Annotated in this window: 13 protein-coding genes; 9 read left to right on the plus strand and 4 right to left on the minus strand. The window is 72.0% G+C overall.

What is annotated here, in order from left to right; translation table 11 throughout:
- Positions 1-49 precede the first annotated feature (49 nt).
- Positions 50-1,336: a sigma-70 family RNA polymerase sigma factor gene (locus CU044_RS00530; protein ID WP_240045246.1), complete on the minus strand. Its 1,287-nt coding sequence runs from the start codon at positions 1,334-1,336 to the stop codon at positions 50-52.
- Between the two features lie 27 nt (positions 1,337-1,363).
- The gene (locus CU044_RS00535) at positions 1,364-1,765 is read right to left on the minus strand and encodes a YciI family protein (protein ID WP_129766346.1); all 402 of its coding nucleotides are present in this window, start codon (positions 1,763-1,765) and stop codon (positions 1,364-1,366) included.
- 253 nt (positions 1,766-2,018) lie between these two features.
- Here CU044_RS00535 and CU044_RS00540 point away from each other — a divergent pair, with 253 nt between their 5' ends.
- The 3 genes from CU044_RS00540 (at position 2,019) to CU044_RS00550 (ending at position 4,052) form a co-directional block, all read left to right on the plus strand.
- A complete protein-coding gene (locus tag CU044_RS00540; protein ID WP_129766347.1) occupies positions 2,019-2,618 on the plus strand; it encodes a methyltransferase domain-containing protein in 600 nt (199 codons plus the stop codon).
- Between the two features lie 257 nt (positions 2,619-2,875).
- Positions 2,876-3,151: a hypothetical protein gene (locus CU044_RS00545; protein ID WP_240045272.1), complete on the plus strand. Its 276-nt coding sequence runs from the start codon at positions 2,876-2,878 to the stop codon at positions 3,149-3,151.
- A gap of 88 nt (positions 3,152-3,239) precedes the next feature.
- On the plus strand, positions 3,240-4,052 hold the full coding sequence (locus CU044_RS00550; RefSeq protein WP_129766349.1) for a hypothetical protein: 813 nt from the start codon (positions 3,240-3,242) through the stop codon (positions 4,050-4,052).
- Positions 4,053-4,271: 219 nt separating this feature from the next.
- On the opposite strand, the gene CU044_RS00555 is transcribed toward CU044_RS00550, so the two are convergent.
- Together CU044_RS00555 and CU044_RS00560 are read right to left on the minus strand one after the other, a co-directional pair.
- Positions 4,272-4,454: a hypothetical protein gene (locus CU044_RS00555; protein ID WP_129766350.1), complete on the minus strand. Its 183-nt coding sequence runs from the start codon at positions 4,452-4,454 to the stop codon at positions 4,272-4,274.
- Positions 4,455-4,522: 68 nt separating this feature from the next.
- Entirely contained in the window at positions 4,523-5,602 is a 1,080-nt protein-coding gene (locus CU044_RS00560; RefSeq protein WP_129766351.1) for an acyl-CoA desaturase, read from the minus strand.
- Positions 5,603-5,881: 279 nt separating this feature from the next.
- On the opposite strand from CU044_RS00560, the gene CU044_RS00565 reads away from it, so the two are divergent.
- The 6 genes from CU044_RS00565 to CU044_RS00590 all read left to right on the plus strand — a co-directional run bounded on the left by CU044_RS00565 (position 5,882) and on the right by CU044_RS00590 (position 16,396).
- Positions 5,882-8,815: a DEAD/DEAH box helicase gene (locus CU044_RS00565; RefSeq protein WP_129766352.1), complete on the plus strand. Its 2,934-nt coding sequence runs from the start codon at positions 5,882-5,884 to the stop codon at positions 8,813-8,815.
- Positions 8,812-10,191 carry an SWF or SNF family helicase gene (locus CU044_RS00570; protein WP_240045247.1) on the plus strand — a complete coding sequence of 460 codons (1,380 nt, stop codon included), beginning with the start codon at positions 8,812-8,814 and terminating at the stop codon, positions 10,189-10,191. The genes CU044_RS00565 and CU044_RS00570 overlap by 4 nt, the downstream gene beginning before the upstream one ends.
- A 100-nt stretch (positions 10,192-10,291) precedes the next feature.
- A complete protein-coding gene (locus CU044_RS00575) occupies positions 10,292-11,545 on the plus strand; it encodes a GAF domain-containing protein (protein WP_129766353.1) in 1,254 nt (417 codons plus the stop codon).
- A 190-nt stretch (positions 11,546-11,735) separates the two neighbouring features.
- Positions 11,736-13,205 (plus strand): aldehyde dehydrogenase family protein, encoded by a 1,470-nt coding sequence (locus CU044_RS00580; RefSeq protein WP_129766354.1) that lies wholly within the window; start codon positions 11,736-11,738, stop codon positions 13,203-13,205.
- On the plus strand, positions 13,193-14,809 hold the full coding sequence (locus CU044_RS00585; RefSeq protein ID WP_129766355.1) for an amino acid permease: 1,617 nt from the start codon (positions 13,193-13,195) through the stop codon (positions 14,807-14,809). Before CU044_RS00580 ends, CU044_RS00585 begins: the two co-directional genes overlap by 13 nt.
- A gap of 18 nt (positions 14,810-14,827) precedes the next feature.
- Positions 14,828-16,396, plus strand: coding sequence for a GMC family oxidoreductase N-terminal domain-containing protein (locus CU044_RS00590; RefSeq protein WP_129766356.1), 1,569 nt, complete (start codon positions 14,828-14,830; stop codon positions 16,394-16,396).
- Positions 16,397-16,418 lie beyond the last annotated feature (22 nt).

Raw genomic sequence — 16,418 nt, forward strand, 5'->3', positions numbered from 1 at the left:
CGCGCCCTGAGGCGCCGCCCGCGAGAAGACGCCTCCGAGGAGACGCCTCTCAGCCCTGTGCGGCGACGCGGGCGGCGCGGAGCGTGAGGTAGTGCCGTTCCGGAAGGCTGGTGGTACGGCGCGCCGCCTCCCGGTAGTTCTCCAGCGCGCCCTGCCGGTCACCGGCCATCTCCAGGAGATGGGCCCGCGCCACATACAGCCGGTGGTTGCCCGCCAGACGGCCGTCCGCGGTGAGGTCCTCCAGGATGGCGAGCCCGGCGTCCGCGCCGCGTACCATCGCGACGGCCACCGCCCGGTTCAGCGACACGACCGGACTGGCGGACAGCTGCTCCAGCACTCCGTACAGGGCGAGGATCTGCGGCCAGTCCGTCTCCTCGACCGTCGCGGCCTCGTCATGGACGGCGGCGACCGCCGCCTGGACCTGATACGGACCGAGAGGCCCCTTCGGCAGGGTGACCGTGAGGAGCGCGGTGCCCTCGTCGATGGCCCGCGCGTCCCAGAGCGCCCTGTCCTGCTCCGCGAGCGGGATCAGCTCACCCTCCGGGCCGGTGCGCGCCGCGCTTCTCGCGTGGGTGAGCAGCATCAGCGCCAGCAGACCGGCTACCTCGCTGTCATCGGGGAGCAGTTCATGGGCGGCTCTGGTCAGCCGGATCGCTTCCCGTGACAGCTCGATCCGTTGCAGATCAGGGCCCTCGCTGGTGGCGTATCCCTCGTTGAAGATCAGATAGAGGACATGCAGCACGGCGACGAGCCGGCCGGCGCGCTCCTCGCCCTCCGGCATCCGGAACGGGACCGCGGACGTCTTGATCCGCTGCTTGGCCCGGCTGATCCGCTGTCCCATCGTCGTGTCCGGCACCATGAAGGCGCGTGCGATCTGGCTCGTGGTCAGACCGCCGACGCAGCGCAGGGTCAGTGCGATCGCGGCCGTGGGCGACAGCGCGGGATGGCAGCACAGGAACAGCAGGACCAGCGAGTCGTCCCGGTCCGCCGGGTCCTCGCGGTCCGCCGCCGGCGCCGTCGACCGGTCGGCGGGCAGTTGTCTCGCCGCCAGGTCCTCGCGGCGGCGGCGCGCCTGCTCGCCACGTACCTGCTCGGTCATCCGGCGGCTCGCGACCTGGATCAGCCAGCCGCGCGGGTTGCGGGGCACGCCCTCGTCGGGCCACTGCGTCGCCGCCGCGAGCAGCGCTTCCTGCACGGCGTCCTCGGCCGAGTCGAAGTCCCCGAACCGCCGGGTGAGCACGCCGACGACCTGCGGCGCCAGCGTGCGCAGCAGGTCCTCGGCCGTCGTCTCCCCGTCGATGGGCGGATCCGTCCTCGGATCGGACTCGGGCTCCACCGGGCGGGGGGCCGTATCAGTCAGCGCTCACATCTCCTCGGGCGGTCCCGCCATCACCTGGCGCACCTCGATCGGCATGTTCAGCGGCTCACCGCCGGGGCCGGGCGCTGTCGAGATGTCCGCGGCCAGCTCCACCGCCCGCTCGGCGCTGTCGCAGTCCACGATCCAGTAACCGGCCAGGAATTCCTTGGTCTCGGGGAAGGGCCCTTCGGTGATGACGGCGGAGCCGTCGCCGCCCGCCCGTACGATCCTGGCCTGGTCAGGACCCGCCAGCCCTTCCGCCGACACCAGCTCGCCCGCTTCGGACAGCTTCTTGTTCGTGTCACGCATGAAGGCGATATGGGCCCTGAGTTCGTCCTGGGTCCACTCCGTGATCGGCGGGAAGTTCACGGTCTTCTCACTGAACTGCATCAGCAGCATGTACTTCATGACGTTCTCCTCACTGTCGCGCCCTTCTCGGCGCTCTCACTGACAGGTAGAAGCACGCGCCGTGATTTCGACATCCTCGACGGGGACGAGCGAAGATTTCTCGGAAAAATCTTCGCGAGAAGCCCCTGGGACCTCCGAGACCCCGGAACATCCCGAATGTCCGGAACCTCTGGGACAAGCTACCCCCGGGAAAAGCCGACGGGAAGTGGGGCGACCCGCACGGTGTGACGGCCGCGCCGTGGATCATAGCCGCATGGCCCATGACCACACGCATGTGCAGGAATTCTTCGGCTCCCGGGCGGCGGACTGGGACGCGCGTTTCCCCGACGACGGTCCGGCCTATGCCGCCGCCGTCGCCGACCTCGGGCTGCGCCCCGGTGACGCCGTGCTGGACGCGGGCTGCGGGACGGGCCGCGCGCTGCCTCCCCTGCGGGACGCGGTGGGCGCGCGGGGCACGGTCCTGGGCGTGGATCTGACCCCGGAGATGCTCACCGCGGCCGTACGGGCCGGCCGCCACACCGCCGGACAGCTGCTGCTCGCGGATGTGAGCCGGCTGCCGGTGCGTTCCGCGGTGCTCCACGCGGTGTTCGGCGCGGGGCTGATCGCGCATCTCCCGCATCCCGGCGAGAATCTGCGGGAGCTGGCCCGGGTCGTACGGCCGGGGGGCCGGCTCGCGCTGTTCCATCCCATCGGCCGGGCGGCGCTGGCGGCCCGGCAGGGCCGGCGGATCACGGACGAGGATCTGCGCGCCGAGCCCAACCTCCGCCCGCTGCTGGCCGGTTCTGGCTGGCGGCTGGAGTCGTACACCGACGAGGACTCCCGCTTCCTGGCGCTGGCAGTACGCCACAGCTGAGCTCTGGCAGTACGCCACGACCGAGCCCTGACGGTACGCCACAGCTGAGCTCTGGCAGTACGCCACGACCGAGCCCTGACGGTACGCCACGGCTGAGCCCCGCTTTCCGGCGGATCTCAGGGCGCGCACCGGGGAAGGGCCTCTTCTGCCGCGGCCCGGTCGACCGTACGTTGGAAGGGCGGCCCCGAAGGCCGCGCGGCCCCGAGCAATGCCAGGCAGCAGGGAAGGTGGACCCCGTGTTCAGCAGACTGCGCAGGATCCTCGTGTCGGACCGTGCCACCGTCCCGGCCGCGGACCGGCCCCCGGCCCGGCCGCACAACATATTCGAGGCCGCCGCCACCTACGTGTCGGCGTGCGCGGACGACGATCAGCAGCGGATCGACGAGGCGGCGGGCTGGGTCTCACCGGAGGCCCTCTCCTTCGGTGTCAGCGAACTCGCCTGCCGGGCGGTCATCGCGCTGGCCCGCGAGCGCGACGAGTCGCCGCAGACCGTGGCCCGCGGTCTGCTCGGCCTGCCCGCGGCTGGGCCCTGAGCGGGAAAGCCTGCTCGTACCGCGCTCTCGACGTCCGGGTTACCCACTGGTTAGGGTGCGCCGACAACCGATGGGTTCGGGAGGCGCGGTGACCGGAACGGAAGACTCCGTGGACGACGACGCACTGTATGTGCTCACCGCCGCACTGCTCACACCGGCGGGATTCCCGGCCGTGCTCGGCGACGACTACCCGGAGGCCTGTGCCGCCCTCGGTCTCGATCCGTACGACCGGGGTTACGGCCTGGTCATGGGCCAGGACGGCGACGGGGCCCGCTGGACGGTGGTGGTGGACGACGTGTCGCTGGTCGCGGTCGCGATCGCGGCCTGGGACTGCGGCATGGAGCACGACCTGTCTCCGGGGGAACGGACCGTGGTGTGCGCCCTGCCCGGCTGGCCCGTCGCCCTGGCGGTCGCGGCGCCCGGCGTACCCGCCCCGCACGACCCGGAACCGGAACCCGGCTCCGAGGAGAGCCGCCTCCGGCCGCCCCTCGTGCCGCCCGACACGGAGACATGGGGCCCGGCTCAGCGGCGCCTCGGCGCGGACGGAATCGCCCTCCAGTGGACGGCGTGGCGGGAACAGCTGCACGACAAGGAACCGGAGGCCGCCGACGGCGACGGCTCACCGGCGCCCGGCCACGAGGGGGTGCGACGCGTGCTGAAGGAACTGCGCGGCTATCTGGACACGCCACCGCCGCCCGGCCGGGTCCGCTCCGGCTTCGCCCCTGGCGAGGCCCGGACGCTGCGCGCCGACGGCCCCGGCTGGTCCTTCGTGGCCAGGACCGACGACATGGCGTTCGTCCTGCTGGACGAGGAGCCGGGGGAAGTGCTGCCGGTGGGCCGGGGCACGGAACTGCCCGAGCTGCTGAAGGCGCTCGACGACATGGCCGTACGCCCGGCCTGACACCCCCACGGACGGCGCCCCACGGAGCGGCGCCCCACGCGGACGGCCGGCTTCCGGTCGCGGGTCCCGGAGCGTGCGGGTCCCGGAGCGTGCGGGTCCCGGAGCGTGCGGGTCCCGGAGCGTGCGGGTCCCGGAGCGTGCGGGTCCCGGAGCGTGCGGGTGCGGGGCCCGGACCGACCGGCCCAGGACCCCGCACGCGGATGATTCAGCCCAGCCGGGTCAGCGGCCGAGTTCCTTCCGGCTGATCCTCCGCAGCCTGCGGCGCTGCGACGGGTCCAGCATCAGATACGCGGCCGCCGGCACGCCGAGCACCACCAGTAGCGAGAACCAGAATCCGATCAGCGGTATCAGAAGAAGGCCAACGGCCACTCCCCCGATGGCGATCTTCGTACGTGTCGACATCCCGACGCCTCCTTCGCGGCCAAGCCGCTTCCTGCCCAGTGAACGCGCACGGGCGTCCGCCAGTTCCACTATGCGCCCGCGCGCAGCGGTTCGCCGACCTCATGCATATGGCCGAGTGCCTGGCGGTACGACTCGATCAGTCCGGTCTCCGTGTACGGGAGTCCCAGCGAGAGGCAGTGGGCGCGCACCATCGGCTGGGCGAGCCGCAGATGAGGGCGCGGCATGCTGGGGAAGAGATGGTGCTCGATCTGGTAGTTCAGCCCGCCGAGGAACCAGTCGGTCAGGAATCCGCCGCGGACGTTCCGCGAGGTCAGGACCTGACGGCGGAGATGGCCCCAGCCCTCGCTGTTCTCCGGGTCGGGCATCTCCATGCCCTTGTGGTTGGGCGCGAAGGCCATGCCCAGATGGAGACCGAGGAGCATCTGGTTGATCACGGCGAAGACGATGGCCTGGCCGACGGTCATCGTGGTGAGCAGCAGGGTCACGTACGCCACGACATGGGCGGTGAGCAGCGCTCCCTCGGTCACCCGCCGGCGGGCGGGCATCCGGTCGTCACCGCGGGAGAAGACGGCCTGGAAGCCGTACACCTTGAGGGCGATGCCCTCCAGCGTGGTCAGCGGGAAGAACAGCCATGCCTGGTGACGGGTGAGCCAGCGGCGCAGTCCGGTGCGGCCCGCGGTCTGGTGCTGGGTGAAGACGAGGATGTCGGCGGCGACATCCGGGTCCTTGTCGATGTGATTCGGGTTGGCGTGGTGCCGGTTGTGCTTGTCGTTCCACCACTCCTGGCTCATACCGAGCATCAGGTTGGCGTGGACGAGCTGGATGACGCGGCCCCGGCCCCGGTCGGAGGTGATCTGGGCATGCCCCGCGTCATGGCCGACGAACGCCATACGCGCGGATACGACGGCCAGCGGCGGCGCGAGAAGCAGCGTCCACCAGGAGGATCCGAGGAGCACCATTCCGGCGACGATCGCGGCCAGGAAGAGGAAGTTGACGGTGATGCCGCGGGTGTACCAGGCGACCCGGCGCTCCAGGAGACCCTGTTCCCTGACCGTACGAAGGAGAGGTGCGAAGTCGCTGCCGCCGGCGCGGCCGACTGCGGGGTCGGGTATGGGCTCCGCGAGCGGGGTGGCGGCGGCTTGGGGCATGTCGGTCTCCGGTCTGTAGGCCGAGGTGGGCGCTGAGAGAGAGCCGCGCGGACTGCGTCGGCCCCCTTGAAACGTAGGGGTGCGTACTACCGGGCAGCCATGGCGCCACCACCCGGAAAAGGTGGGTGCTGTCCGGGGGGTGGGGGTGGTGCTGGCTACACCTGGGGTGTCGAGGGAGTGAGTCAGGTCACGGCGGCGCCGTCGCCGCGTGGCTTCGCGGTGAGGTACCCTCGGCGGCTCCGACCCGCATTAGTCAAACTTGAGGAATGCGTCTTCGCTGTGCACAGGCTCCCCGCGGCAACGCTCTCCCGAACCGCCGAACTCGCAAACTGTTCCACCGTCTTTCTCCCCGCGGATCCGGCTCGCACCGGACGGATCGCCTTCTGGCGACCCGACGGCGCGGAGCCGCCGTCCGGACCGGGCTCCCCGGAGGAACTGGCCGTCGTCGACACCGAAGGCCACCTTCTCACGGTCCGGGCGCTGTTGACTCCCCTATCCGCCGCTCTCCCCGTGCTCACCAGGGCCCGCGCCGCGGCGAACACATCGCCGTCCGCCGCCTTCTGGGGTGCCGCGTCGCTGTTGGCCCTGCAACTCGCCGCCCGTGGGCGGCTGTTGCCCGGCCTGACCGGTACGGATCACGACGCGTGGCGGGCTGGACCGCTGACCGCCGAGGATCTGGAGCGGATCCGCGCGCTGGCCGCGTCCATGCCGCCCAGCGCGCACGCCGTACCGCTCGGCACCACCACCGCAGGCCCGCCCGCCGGCCCGCCCGCCGACCCGGCGGACGAGCTCCTTCTCCCCCGGCCCGAGGGCCTCTTGAGGGCCTTCCTCGACGCGGTCGTCGACGGGCTGCCGCGTACACCGGCCGCCACGCTCGTCGCGGCGGGAACCGCCTTCACCGCCACCCCGCCGCGGCGCTTTCCCGCACTGCGTGACTGGGCCGGGGATGTGGCGGCCGGGCACGACGCGGGCGTACGGCTCTCGCTGCGCGTCGAACTGCCGGGCCTGGCCGATGCGTCGGGCACGCCGGGGCCGGTCTTCCACGCCGTCCTCCAGATGCACAGCGTCAGCGACCCCTCGGTGGTCTCCGACGCCGCGGACGTGTGGTCGGGTTCTGCGGCGGCCTTCGGTCCGCGTGCCCGGATGGACGCCCTGCTCGCGCTGCGCCGCGCCGCCCGTGCCTGGCCGCCGCTCACCCCGCTGCTCTCGGCCGCCGTGCCGGACTCCATCGAGCTCGCGGACGAGGAGGTCACCGAACTGCTGGGGGAGGCGGCCGGGGCGCTCGCCGCGACCGGCGTCCAGGTGCACTGGCCCAGGGAGCTGGCGCGCACGCTGACGGCCCGCGCGGTCATCGGCCCCGCGGAGGAGGAGACCGACTCCGGCGCGGCCGACGCGACGGACAGTGCCGAGACCGCCGGAACCGGCGGATCCCCGCGGCGGGGGACGGATCTGCCCGCCTTCCTGTCGGCCGACGCGCTGCTCTCCTTCAACTGGCACTTCGCGCTGGGCGATCAGCGGCTCTCCCGCGCCGAGCTGGACCGGCTCGCCGAGGCGAGCCGTCCCGTCGTCCGGCTGCGTGACCAGTGGGTCCTGATCGATCCGGCGGAGGCCCGGCGCGCCCGCGAGAGCCAGGACCGCAAGCTCAGTCCGGTCGACGCGCTCGAAGCCGTACTGACCGGCTCCACCGAGGTCGGGGGCCGCCGGGTCGAGGTGCGGGCGACGGGCTGGCTCGCCACCCTGCGCGACCGGCTCGCCGATCCGGAGCGCGCGGAGCAGGAGATCGGACAGCCGGCCGCGCTCGCCGCGACGCTCCGCGACTACCAGCTCCGCGGGCTCAACTGGCTGCACCGCATGACCTCGCTCGGACTCGGCGGCTGTCTCGCCGACGACATGGGGCTCGGCAAGACCATCACCCTCATCGCGCTGCATCTGCACCGGCAGACCGACCCGGCGGCGGCCGGCCCGACCCTGGTCGTCTGCCCGGCCTCCCTGATGGGGAACTGGCAGCGCGAGATCGAACGGTTCGGTCCCGGCACACCGGTGCGCCGCTTCCACGGTGCCTCGCGCAGTCTGGAGGAGCTGGGCGACGGCGAGTTCGTCCTCACCACCTACGGCACCATGCGGCTGGACGCGGCGAGACTCGGCGGGACGGACTGGGGCATGGTCGTGGCCGACGAGGCGCAGCACGTCAAGAACCCGTACTCCGCCACCGCCCGGCAGCTGCGCACGATCGGCGCCAGGGCCAGGGTCGCCCTGTCCGGCACCCCCGTGGAGAACAACCTCTCCGAGCTGTGGGCGATCCTCGACTGGACGACCCCCGGGCTCCTCGGCCGCCTCGGCACGTTCCGCACCCGCTACGCGGAGTCCGTCGAGAGCGGTAACGACCCGGCGGCGGCCGAACGGCTCGCCGCGCTCGTCCGTCCGTTCCTGCTGCGCCGCAGGAAGTCCGATCCGGGGATCGCGCCCGAACTGCCGCCCAAGACCGAGACCGACCGCGCCGTCTCCCTCACCAGGGAACAGGCCGGCCTCTACGAAGCGGTGGTACGGGAGACCCTCGCCTCGATCGCGGAGGCGGACGGCATGGAACGCCGCGGGCTCGTCGTCAAACTGCTGACCGCGCTCAAGCAGATCTGCAATCACCCGGCGCAGTATCTGAAGGAGGAGCGGCCGCGCCTCACCGACCGCTCCGGGAAGCTGGAGCTGCTGGACGAGTTGCTCGACACGATCCTCGCGGAGGACGCGAGCGTGCTGGTCTTCACCCAGTACGTACAGATGGCGCGGCTGCTGGAGCGGCATCTCGCGGCGCGCGGCGTGCCGACCCAGTTCCTGCACGGCGGTACGCCGATCGCCGAGCGCGAGGCGATGGTGGACCGCTTCCAGAACGGTGACGTGCCGGTCTTCCTGCTGTCGTTGAAGGCGGCGGGCACCGGGCTCAATCTGACCCGCGCCGAGCATGTCGTGCACTTCGACCGCTGGTGGAACCCGGCCGTCGAGGCACAGGCGACGGACCGCGCGTACCGCATCGGACAGCTCCGGCCCGTACAGGTGCACCGGATGATCACCGAAGGCACGATCGAGGACCGGATCGCCGAGATGCTGGCACGTAAGCAGGGTCTGGCCGACGCCGTACTGGGCTCCGGTGAGGCGGGCCTGACCGAACTGACCGACGCCGAGCTGGCGGATCTGGTGGAGCTGCGAGGGAGCGCCCGATGAGTGGTACGTACGACGGCGGTTCCGAGGACGGTTCGCTGGAGGGCTCCGAGGACGGTTCGGTGGGCGGTTCCGCGGGCGGCGACGAGCGCACCTTCGCCGCCCTGGCGCCCTCCCAGGGCCGGGCCTTCGCGCAGACCTGGTGGGGCCGGGCCTGGCTGAAGGCGCTGGAGGACACCGCGCTCGACGGCCAGCAGTTGAAGAGAGGGCGCAGACAGGCCCGCGAGGGCGCCGTCGGCGCCGTGTCCGTGCGGCCGGGCCGGATCACCGCGGTCGTCCAGGACCGGGACGGCACCGCCCAGCGCAGCGATGTGCTGTTGCAGCAGCTGAGCGAGGAGGAGTGGGACCGCTTCCTGGACATGGCGGTCGACCGGGCGGGGCATATCGCGGCCCTGCTCGACCGGGAGATGCCGCCGCATCTGGTGGAGGACGCCGCGGGCGCCGGGGTCGAGCTCCTCCCCGGCATAGGCGACCTGGAGCCGGAGTGCGGCTGCGAGGCCTGGGACCACTGTCCGCACTCCGCCGCGCTCTGCTATCAGATGGCCAGGCTGCTGGACCAGGACCCGTTCGTCCTGCTGCTGATGCGGGGCAGGAGCGAGCGCCGGCTCCTCGACGAACTTCAGGTACGCAGCGTCGCGCGCGCCGCCCGTACGAAGGAGGAGCCGGGAGACGGTACGCGTGACGGCGGCGCCCGGAGCGGCGAGGAGGCGGGCGTACCGGCCGTGGCCGCCTTCGCGGCGCGCGGCCACCTGCCCCCGCTGCCCGCTCCCCCGCCGCTGCCGCCGGAGCCGGGACAGCCTCCGGCCCTGGACACGGAGGGCGCGCCGCCGGCCGGGATCGACGCGGACGCCCTGGAGTTCCTCGCCGCGGACGCGGCGGCGCGGGCGCTGCGTCTGCTGTCGGAGGCGCTGCTGCCCGGCCATGAACAGCAGCCGGAGGAACCGGAGCTGACGCCCGCGCAGGATGCGGTACGGCTGGCCGCGACGACGTCCGACCAGCGGCTGGTGGCGCGGCTCGCCTCGGGCTCCGGCCGGCGGCCGGCCGAGCTGGAGCTCGCGGTACGCGCCTGGAAGTACGGCGGCGCGGTGGCCCTCGCCGTACTGGAGGACACCTGGGCCCTGGAGCCCGAGGCCCTCGCACGGGCCACGGCCGCTCTCGACGCGGCCTGGGAGGACGGGGACCGGCCTCGGCTGCGGGCGGGCGGCGGCGGTCGCTGGACCGTGGCCGGGACAACGGCGCAGTTGCGGTACGGCCGCGACGGGCGCTGGTGGCCGTACCGCAAGGAGCGCGGGCGCTGGGCCCCGGCCGGTCCGGGCGGCCCCGATCCCGCGGCGGCCCTCGCGGACGCGCTCGCCGAGGACGTGCCCACCGGGGAATGAGGTGATCTGTACGGCACGGTGGCCCGGTGGGACGCTTGCCCGGCCGGGCCGCCGGAGCGACGATGGTCGCGGCCGGTGACGTCCGACCGGGGAGGCCGTGTTGACCGACACCTGGGTGGCTCTGGAAGCGGGCGCCGACCCGGTGAAGCGCCGGGGGGCGCTGTGCCGCGCGTACGAGTCGTACGCGACGGCGGGACGGGTCGAGCATCCGGTGCGGTCGGTGGTGGCGGCCTCCTGGCGGCGCTCCGCCCGCGCCCATGTCAGCCCGGAGGGCACCGCGCGCGTGGAGCTGTCCGACGACGAGCTGGCCGGGTACCGCGACGCGCATCCGCTGTCCCGGGTGATGCCGCTCTTCCGCGAGCTGATGGGCGCGTACGCGATGGACGGCGAGCATCTGATGGCGGTGTGCGACGTGCACGGCAGACTGCTCTGGGTCGAGGGGCACCGGGCGACCCGGCTGCTGGCGGGCCGGATGAACTTCGTGCCGGGCGCCCGCTGGTCGGAGGCCGTCACCGGAACGAACGCGCCGGGCACGGCGATCGCCGTGGACCGGCCCGTACAGATCTTCGCGGCCGAGCACTTCCAGCGGCCCGTGCACCCGTGGACCTGTGCGGCGGCGCCCGTCCACGATCCGTTCAGCGGACGGCTGCTGGGCGCCGTGGACATCACCGGTGGTGACCGGCTGGCCCATCCGCACAGTCTGGCCTTCGTGGGCGCGGTCGCGCGGGCCGCGGAGTCGCAGCTCGCGCTGCTCGCGCCGGCGCCGGACGCCGATGCCGTACGGCTGACCGCGCTGGGACGTGACGAGGCGCTGCTGGTGGCGGCCGGCCGCAAGCTGCGGCTGAGCCCCCGGCACAGCGAGATCCTGACGCTCCTCGCGCGCCGTCCCGAGGGCATCACGGGGGACGAACTGCTCATCGAGCTGTACGAGGACGAGTCGGTCACGCCGGTCACACTGCGCGCGGAACTCTCCCGGCTGCGCGGGCTGCTCGGCCCCGGGCTGCTGCGTTCGAGGCCCTACCGGCTGGCCGCGCCCGTCGAGTCGGACCACGAGACCGTGACGCGACGGCTGGCCTCCGGCGCCGTGACCGCCGCGATGAGCGCGTACGCCGGGCCGCTGCTGCCCGCCTCGCGGGCACCCACGGTGGTACGGCTGCGCCGGCGGCTCGCGGACCAGCTGCGGGCCGCGCTGATCGCCCGGGGTGACCCGGGGCTGCTGGCGGACTGGGCGTACAGCCCCTGGGGCGAGGACGACCTTCCGGTGTGGCGGGCGCTCGCCTCCGTACTCCCCGGACAGCAGCGGCCCGCCGCACTCGCGCGGGTACGGGAACTCGACGCCTGGCAGCGGAGGTGACGGCACACCCCCGGCCGCACAGGCGAACGTACATACGATGAATCGCTCCTCCGGCTGACCACGCTCGGCGCCTCCCGCGCTGCGAAGCCGCTCCTCGCTCCTTACTGTCGGTTCACAGAGCACCACGGCGCCTGGCCCGTGCGACGGGCCGCACTCCGCCGGGTGTCCCGACCGGACCGGAGGAGCCTTCATGCCGGAGCTGTTCATCGGCGGTAGGTGGACGGCCGCCGTCAGCGGGCAGACGCGCGAGATCCGCTGCCCCGCCGACGGCACGCTGGTCGCGACCGTCGACGAGGCCGGGCCGAAGGACGCCGCCGCGGCGATCGCCGCGGCCCGTGACGCCTTCGACAGCGGTCCCTGGCCCTCCACCCCGGCCGCCGAGCGCGGCGCACTGCTGCTGCGTGTCGCGGATCTGCTGGAGCGCGACAAGGCGGCACTCGCCAGAGCCGAGTCCCTGGACACCGGCAAGCGGCTCGTCGAGAGCGCGTACGACATCGACGACATCGCCAACTGCTTCCGCTACTTCGGCAATCTGACGGCGGCGGGCGGCACCGACAGGATCGTCGACACCGGCGACCCCGGCGTGGACAGCCGGGTGGTGCATGAGCCGGTCGGTGTGTGCGCGCTGATCACCCCGTGGAACTATCCGCTGCTCCAGACCGCCTGGAAGGTCGCCCCGGCGCTCGGCGCGGGCAACACCTTCGTCCTCAAACCCAGCGAACTGACCCCGCACACCGCCATCATGCTGATGAGTCTGCTGACCGAGGCCGGGCTGCCCGCCGGGGTCGCGAATCTCGTCCTGGGCGCGGGACCGGCCGCGGGCGCGCCGCTCAGCGAGGACCCGCGGGTCGACATGGTGTCGTTCACCGGCGGTCTGGTCACCGGCCGGCGCATCATGGCCGCCGCGGCACCGACCGTGAAGAAGATCGCTCTGGAGCTGGGCGGCAAGAACCCCAATATCGTCTTCGCCGACGCCGCGTACGAGGCGGCCGTCGACTACGCGCTGACCGCGGTGTTCCTGCATTCGGGACAGGTCTGTTCGGCCGGGGCACGGCTGCTCGTCCAGGACGAGCTGCACGACGCGTTCGTAGACGACGTGGTGGCGCGGGCGCGCGCGATCCCGCTGGGCGGACCGTTCGACGAGAACGCCCGTACCGGACCGCTGATCTCCGCCGCGCACCGCGCCAAGGTCGAGGCGTATGTGGCGGCGGGGCTGGCCGAGGGCGCGGTGCTGCGGTGCGGGGGCGCGCGGCCGGACGACCCCGCGCTGCGGGAGGGCTTCTACTATCTGCCGACCGTGCTGGACGAGTGCACGCCGGGGATGTCCGTGGTGCGCGACGAGTCGTTCGGACCGGTCCTCACCGTCGAGCGGTTCCGCGACGAGACGGAGGCGCTGGCGCTCGCCAATGACACGATCTACGGGCTCACGGCGGCTGTCTGGTCGCAGGACGTGGGCCGCGCGCACCGGGTGGCCTCCCGGCTGCGCGCCGGCACCGTGTGGATCAATGACTTCCAGCCGTATGTGCCGCAGGCGGAGTGGGGCGGGATGAAACAGTCCGGCTTCGGCCGTGAGCTGGGGCCCGCCGGACTCGCCGAGTACCAGGAGGCGAAGCATGTGTGGCGCAATCTCGCACCGCGGCCCCTGGGATGGTTCGAGTGACGCCGGGCCCCGGCCGCGTACCGTCGGGTCCCGAGCCCGCGCCCGATACCCGTAGCGCCCATGACATCCAGAGCCAGGACGACGACGATTCGCTGAAGGCGTTCGGTTACAAGCCCGAACTGAAGCGCACCCTCGGCACCTTCCATACCTTCGCCGCCGGGATCAGCTACATCTCGATCCTGACCGGCACCTTCCAGCTCTTCTACTTCGGCGTCAAGTTCGCCGGGCCCGGGTACTGGTGGTCGTGGCCGATGGTGTTCCTCGGCCAGCTGATGGTGGCCCTGTGCTTCTGCGAGCTGGCCGCCAGCTATCCGGTCGCCGGTTCCATCTACAACTGGTCCAAGAAGCTGGGCGGACCGCATCTCGGCTGGCTGGGCGGCTGGATGATGGTGACCGCCACCATGGTCTCCCTCGCGGCGGTCGCCCTCGCCTACCAGATCACGCTGCCGCAGATCTCCGGCGTCTTCCAGTTCGTCGGGAACGGCCTCGGCCCCACCGACGCGGCGAAGAACGCCGTACTGCTCGGCTCGGTACTGATCGTTTTCACCACCCTGGTCAACGCCTTCGGCGTCAAACTGATGGCCACCATCAACTCCGCCGGGGTGATGGTCGAACTGATCGCCGCGATCGTACTGATCGGGCTGCTGGCCGCGCACATCACCCGCGGCCCCGGCGCGATCGTCACGACCGGCGGCTTCGGCGCCGGTCAGCCGCTCGGCTACTTCGGGGCCTTTCTGACCGCGTCGCTCGCCTCCGCGTATGTGATGTACGGGTTCGACACGGCGTCCTCGCTGGGCGAGGAGTCGCTCAACCCCCGTCGCAACGCGCCGCGCGCGATCCTGCGGGCCCTCATCGCGTCCTTCCTCATCGGCGGGCTCATCCTGCTGTTCGCGCTGCTCGCCGTGCCCGATCTGCACAACAAGGCGCTGGCCGCGGACGGACTCCAGTACGTGGTGCTCTCCACGCTCGGCTCGACCGTCGGGCAGATCGTGCTGTGGTGCGTGGTCGTCGCCATCACCGTATGCGCGCTCGCGGTGCACGCGGCCGGTATCCGGCTGGCGTTCGCGATGGCGCGGGACAACTGCCTGCCCGCGTCCTCGCTGGTGGCCCGGGTCAGCCCGCGGTTCGGGACGCCGGTGGTGCCCGCCATCTTCATCGGGCTCGTCGCCATCTGCATCCTGGTGATCAATATCGACCAGCCGCAGATCTTCTCGGTGATCACCAGTATCGCGATCATCATGATCTATGTGGCCTATCTGATGGTCACCCTCCCCATGCTGGTCCGCCGGCTGCGCGGCACCTGGAAGCCCGCCGAGGGGCACTTCTCGCTCGGCAGGTTCGGGCTGCCGGTCAATGTCCTCGCCGTGCTGTGGGGCGCGGCCATGTCACTCAACCTGGCCTGGCCGCGCCACGAGGTGTACAACGCGTCGCCGCCGTACCACTGGTATCTGCGCTGGGGCGCGTTCCTCTTCGTCGGCATCGTCGCCATCGGCGGCTTCACCTACTACTGGTTCGTCCAGCGCACCCGCACCGGCACGCTCGAGGCGCACCGGTCGGCGGCCGAGGAGCCCGAGCCGCCCGCCACCACCCCTGAACACCTCTGACCTGGACCTGGAGCAGCGATGTCCGCGGAACACTCTGTGCGTGCGTTCGACTATGTGGTGGTCGGCGGTGGAACCGCCGGCGCCGTCGTCGCCGCGCGGCTGACCGAGGACCCGGAGGTCACCGTCTGCGTGGTGGAGGCCGGTCCCTCGGACGTCGGCGACGAGAGCATCCTCAGACTCGACCGGTGGATGGCGCTGCTGGAGTCCGGCTACGACTGGGACTACCCCGTCGAGCCGCAGGAGAACGGCAACAGCTTCATGCGGCAGGCCCGCGCCAAGGTGCTGGGCGGCTGCTCGTCCCACAACTCCTGTATCGCCTTCTGGGCACCGGCCGAGGACCTGGACGAGTGGGCCGCGCAGGGCTGTACGGGGTGGAGCGCGGCGGAGTGCTTCCCCCTCTACCGGCGGCTGGAGACCAACGACGCGCCCGGCGACCACCACGGCCGCTCGGGGCCGGTGACGATCCGTACCGTACCGCCGAACGATCCGTGCGGCCGGGCGCTGCTGGAGGCGTGCGCCGCCGCCGGTATCCCCGTCACACCGTTCAACACCGGCTCCACGGTGGTACGCGGGGCGCACTGGTTCCAGATCAACGCGCGCGAGGACGGCGTCCGTTCCTCCGCCTCGGTGGCGTATCTGCACCCCGTCATGGGCAAACGGCCGAATCTGGAGGTCCGCACCGGTCTCCAGGCCAAGCGGCTGCTGTTCGACGAGGCGCGGCGCTGTACGGGGGTGGAGTATCTGGAACCCGACACGATCCACGGCGGCGCGGTCGCGGCCCGGCGCGAGGTGATCGTCAGCTGCGGTGCCATCGACTCGCCGAAGCTGCTGATGCTGTCGGGCATCGGTCCCGCCGGGTGGCTGCGGGACGTCGGGGTGGATGTACGGGTGGACTCCCCCGGGGTCGGCTCGCGTCTCCAGGACCATCCCGAGGGCGTGATCATGTGGGAGGCGAAGCGGCCGATGGTCACCTCGTCCACCCAGTGGTGGGAGATCGGCATCTTCGCCGACACCGAACCCGGCCTGGACCGGCCCGATCTGATGTTCCACTACGGCTCGGTGCCGTTCGACCTGAACACCTACCGGCGCGGCTATCCGACCACGGACAACGCCTTCTGTCTCACCCCGAATGTCACCAGGGCCCGGTCCATGGGGACGGTCCGGCTGCGGACCCGTGACTTCCGGGACAAGCCCGCGGTGGATCCCCGCTACTTCACGCATCAGCACGACATCAGGGTGATGACCTACGGGCTGCGGCTGGCCCGGGAGATCGCCGGCCAGGCGCCGATGGCGGAGTGGGCCGGGACGGAGCTGGCGCCGGGACCGGCGGCGCGTTCCGACGAGGAGCTGTTCTCGTACATCCGCGAGACCCACAACACCGTCTACCACCCGGCCGGGACGGTACGGATGGGAGCGCCGGGCGACGTCGACTCGCCACTCGATCCACGGCTGCGGGTCAAGGGGGTCACCGGGCTGCGGGTGGCCGACGCGTCCGTGATGCCGTTCCTGCCCTCGGTCAATCCCTGTATCACCACGATGATGATCGGCGAGAAGTGCGCCGACATGATCAAGGCGGACGCGGGGTGAACAGCGGAACGGGGTGGTCCGC

The sequence above is a fragment of the Streptomyces sp. L-9-10 genome, assembly GCF_004151105.1.
Classification (GTDB): domain Bacteria; phylum Actinomycetota; class Actinomycetes; order Streptomycetales; family Streptomycetaceae; genus Streptomyces.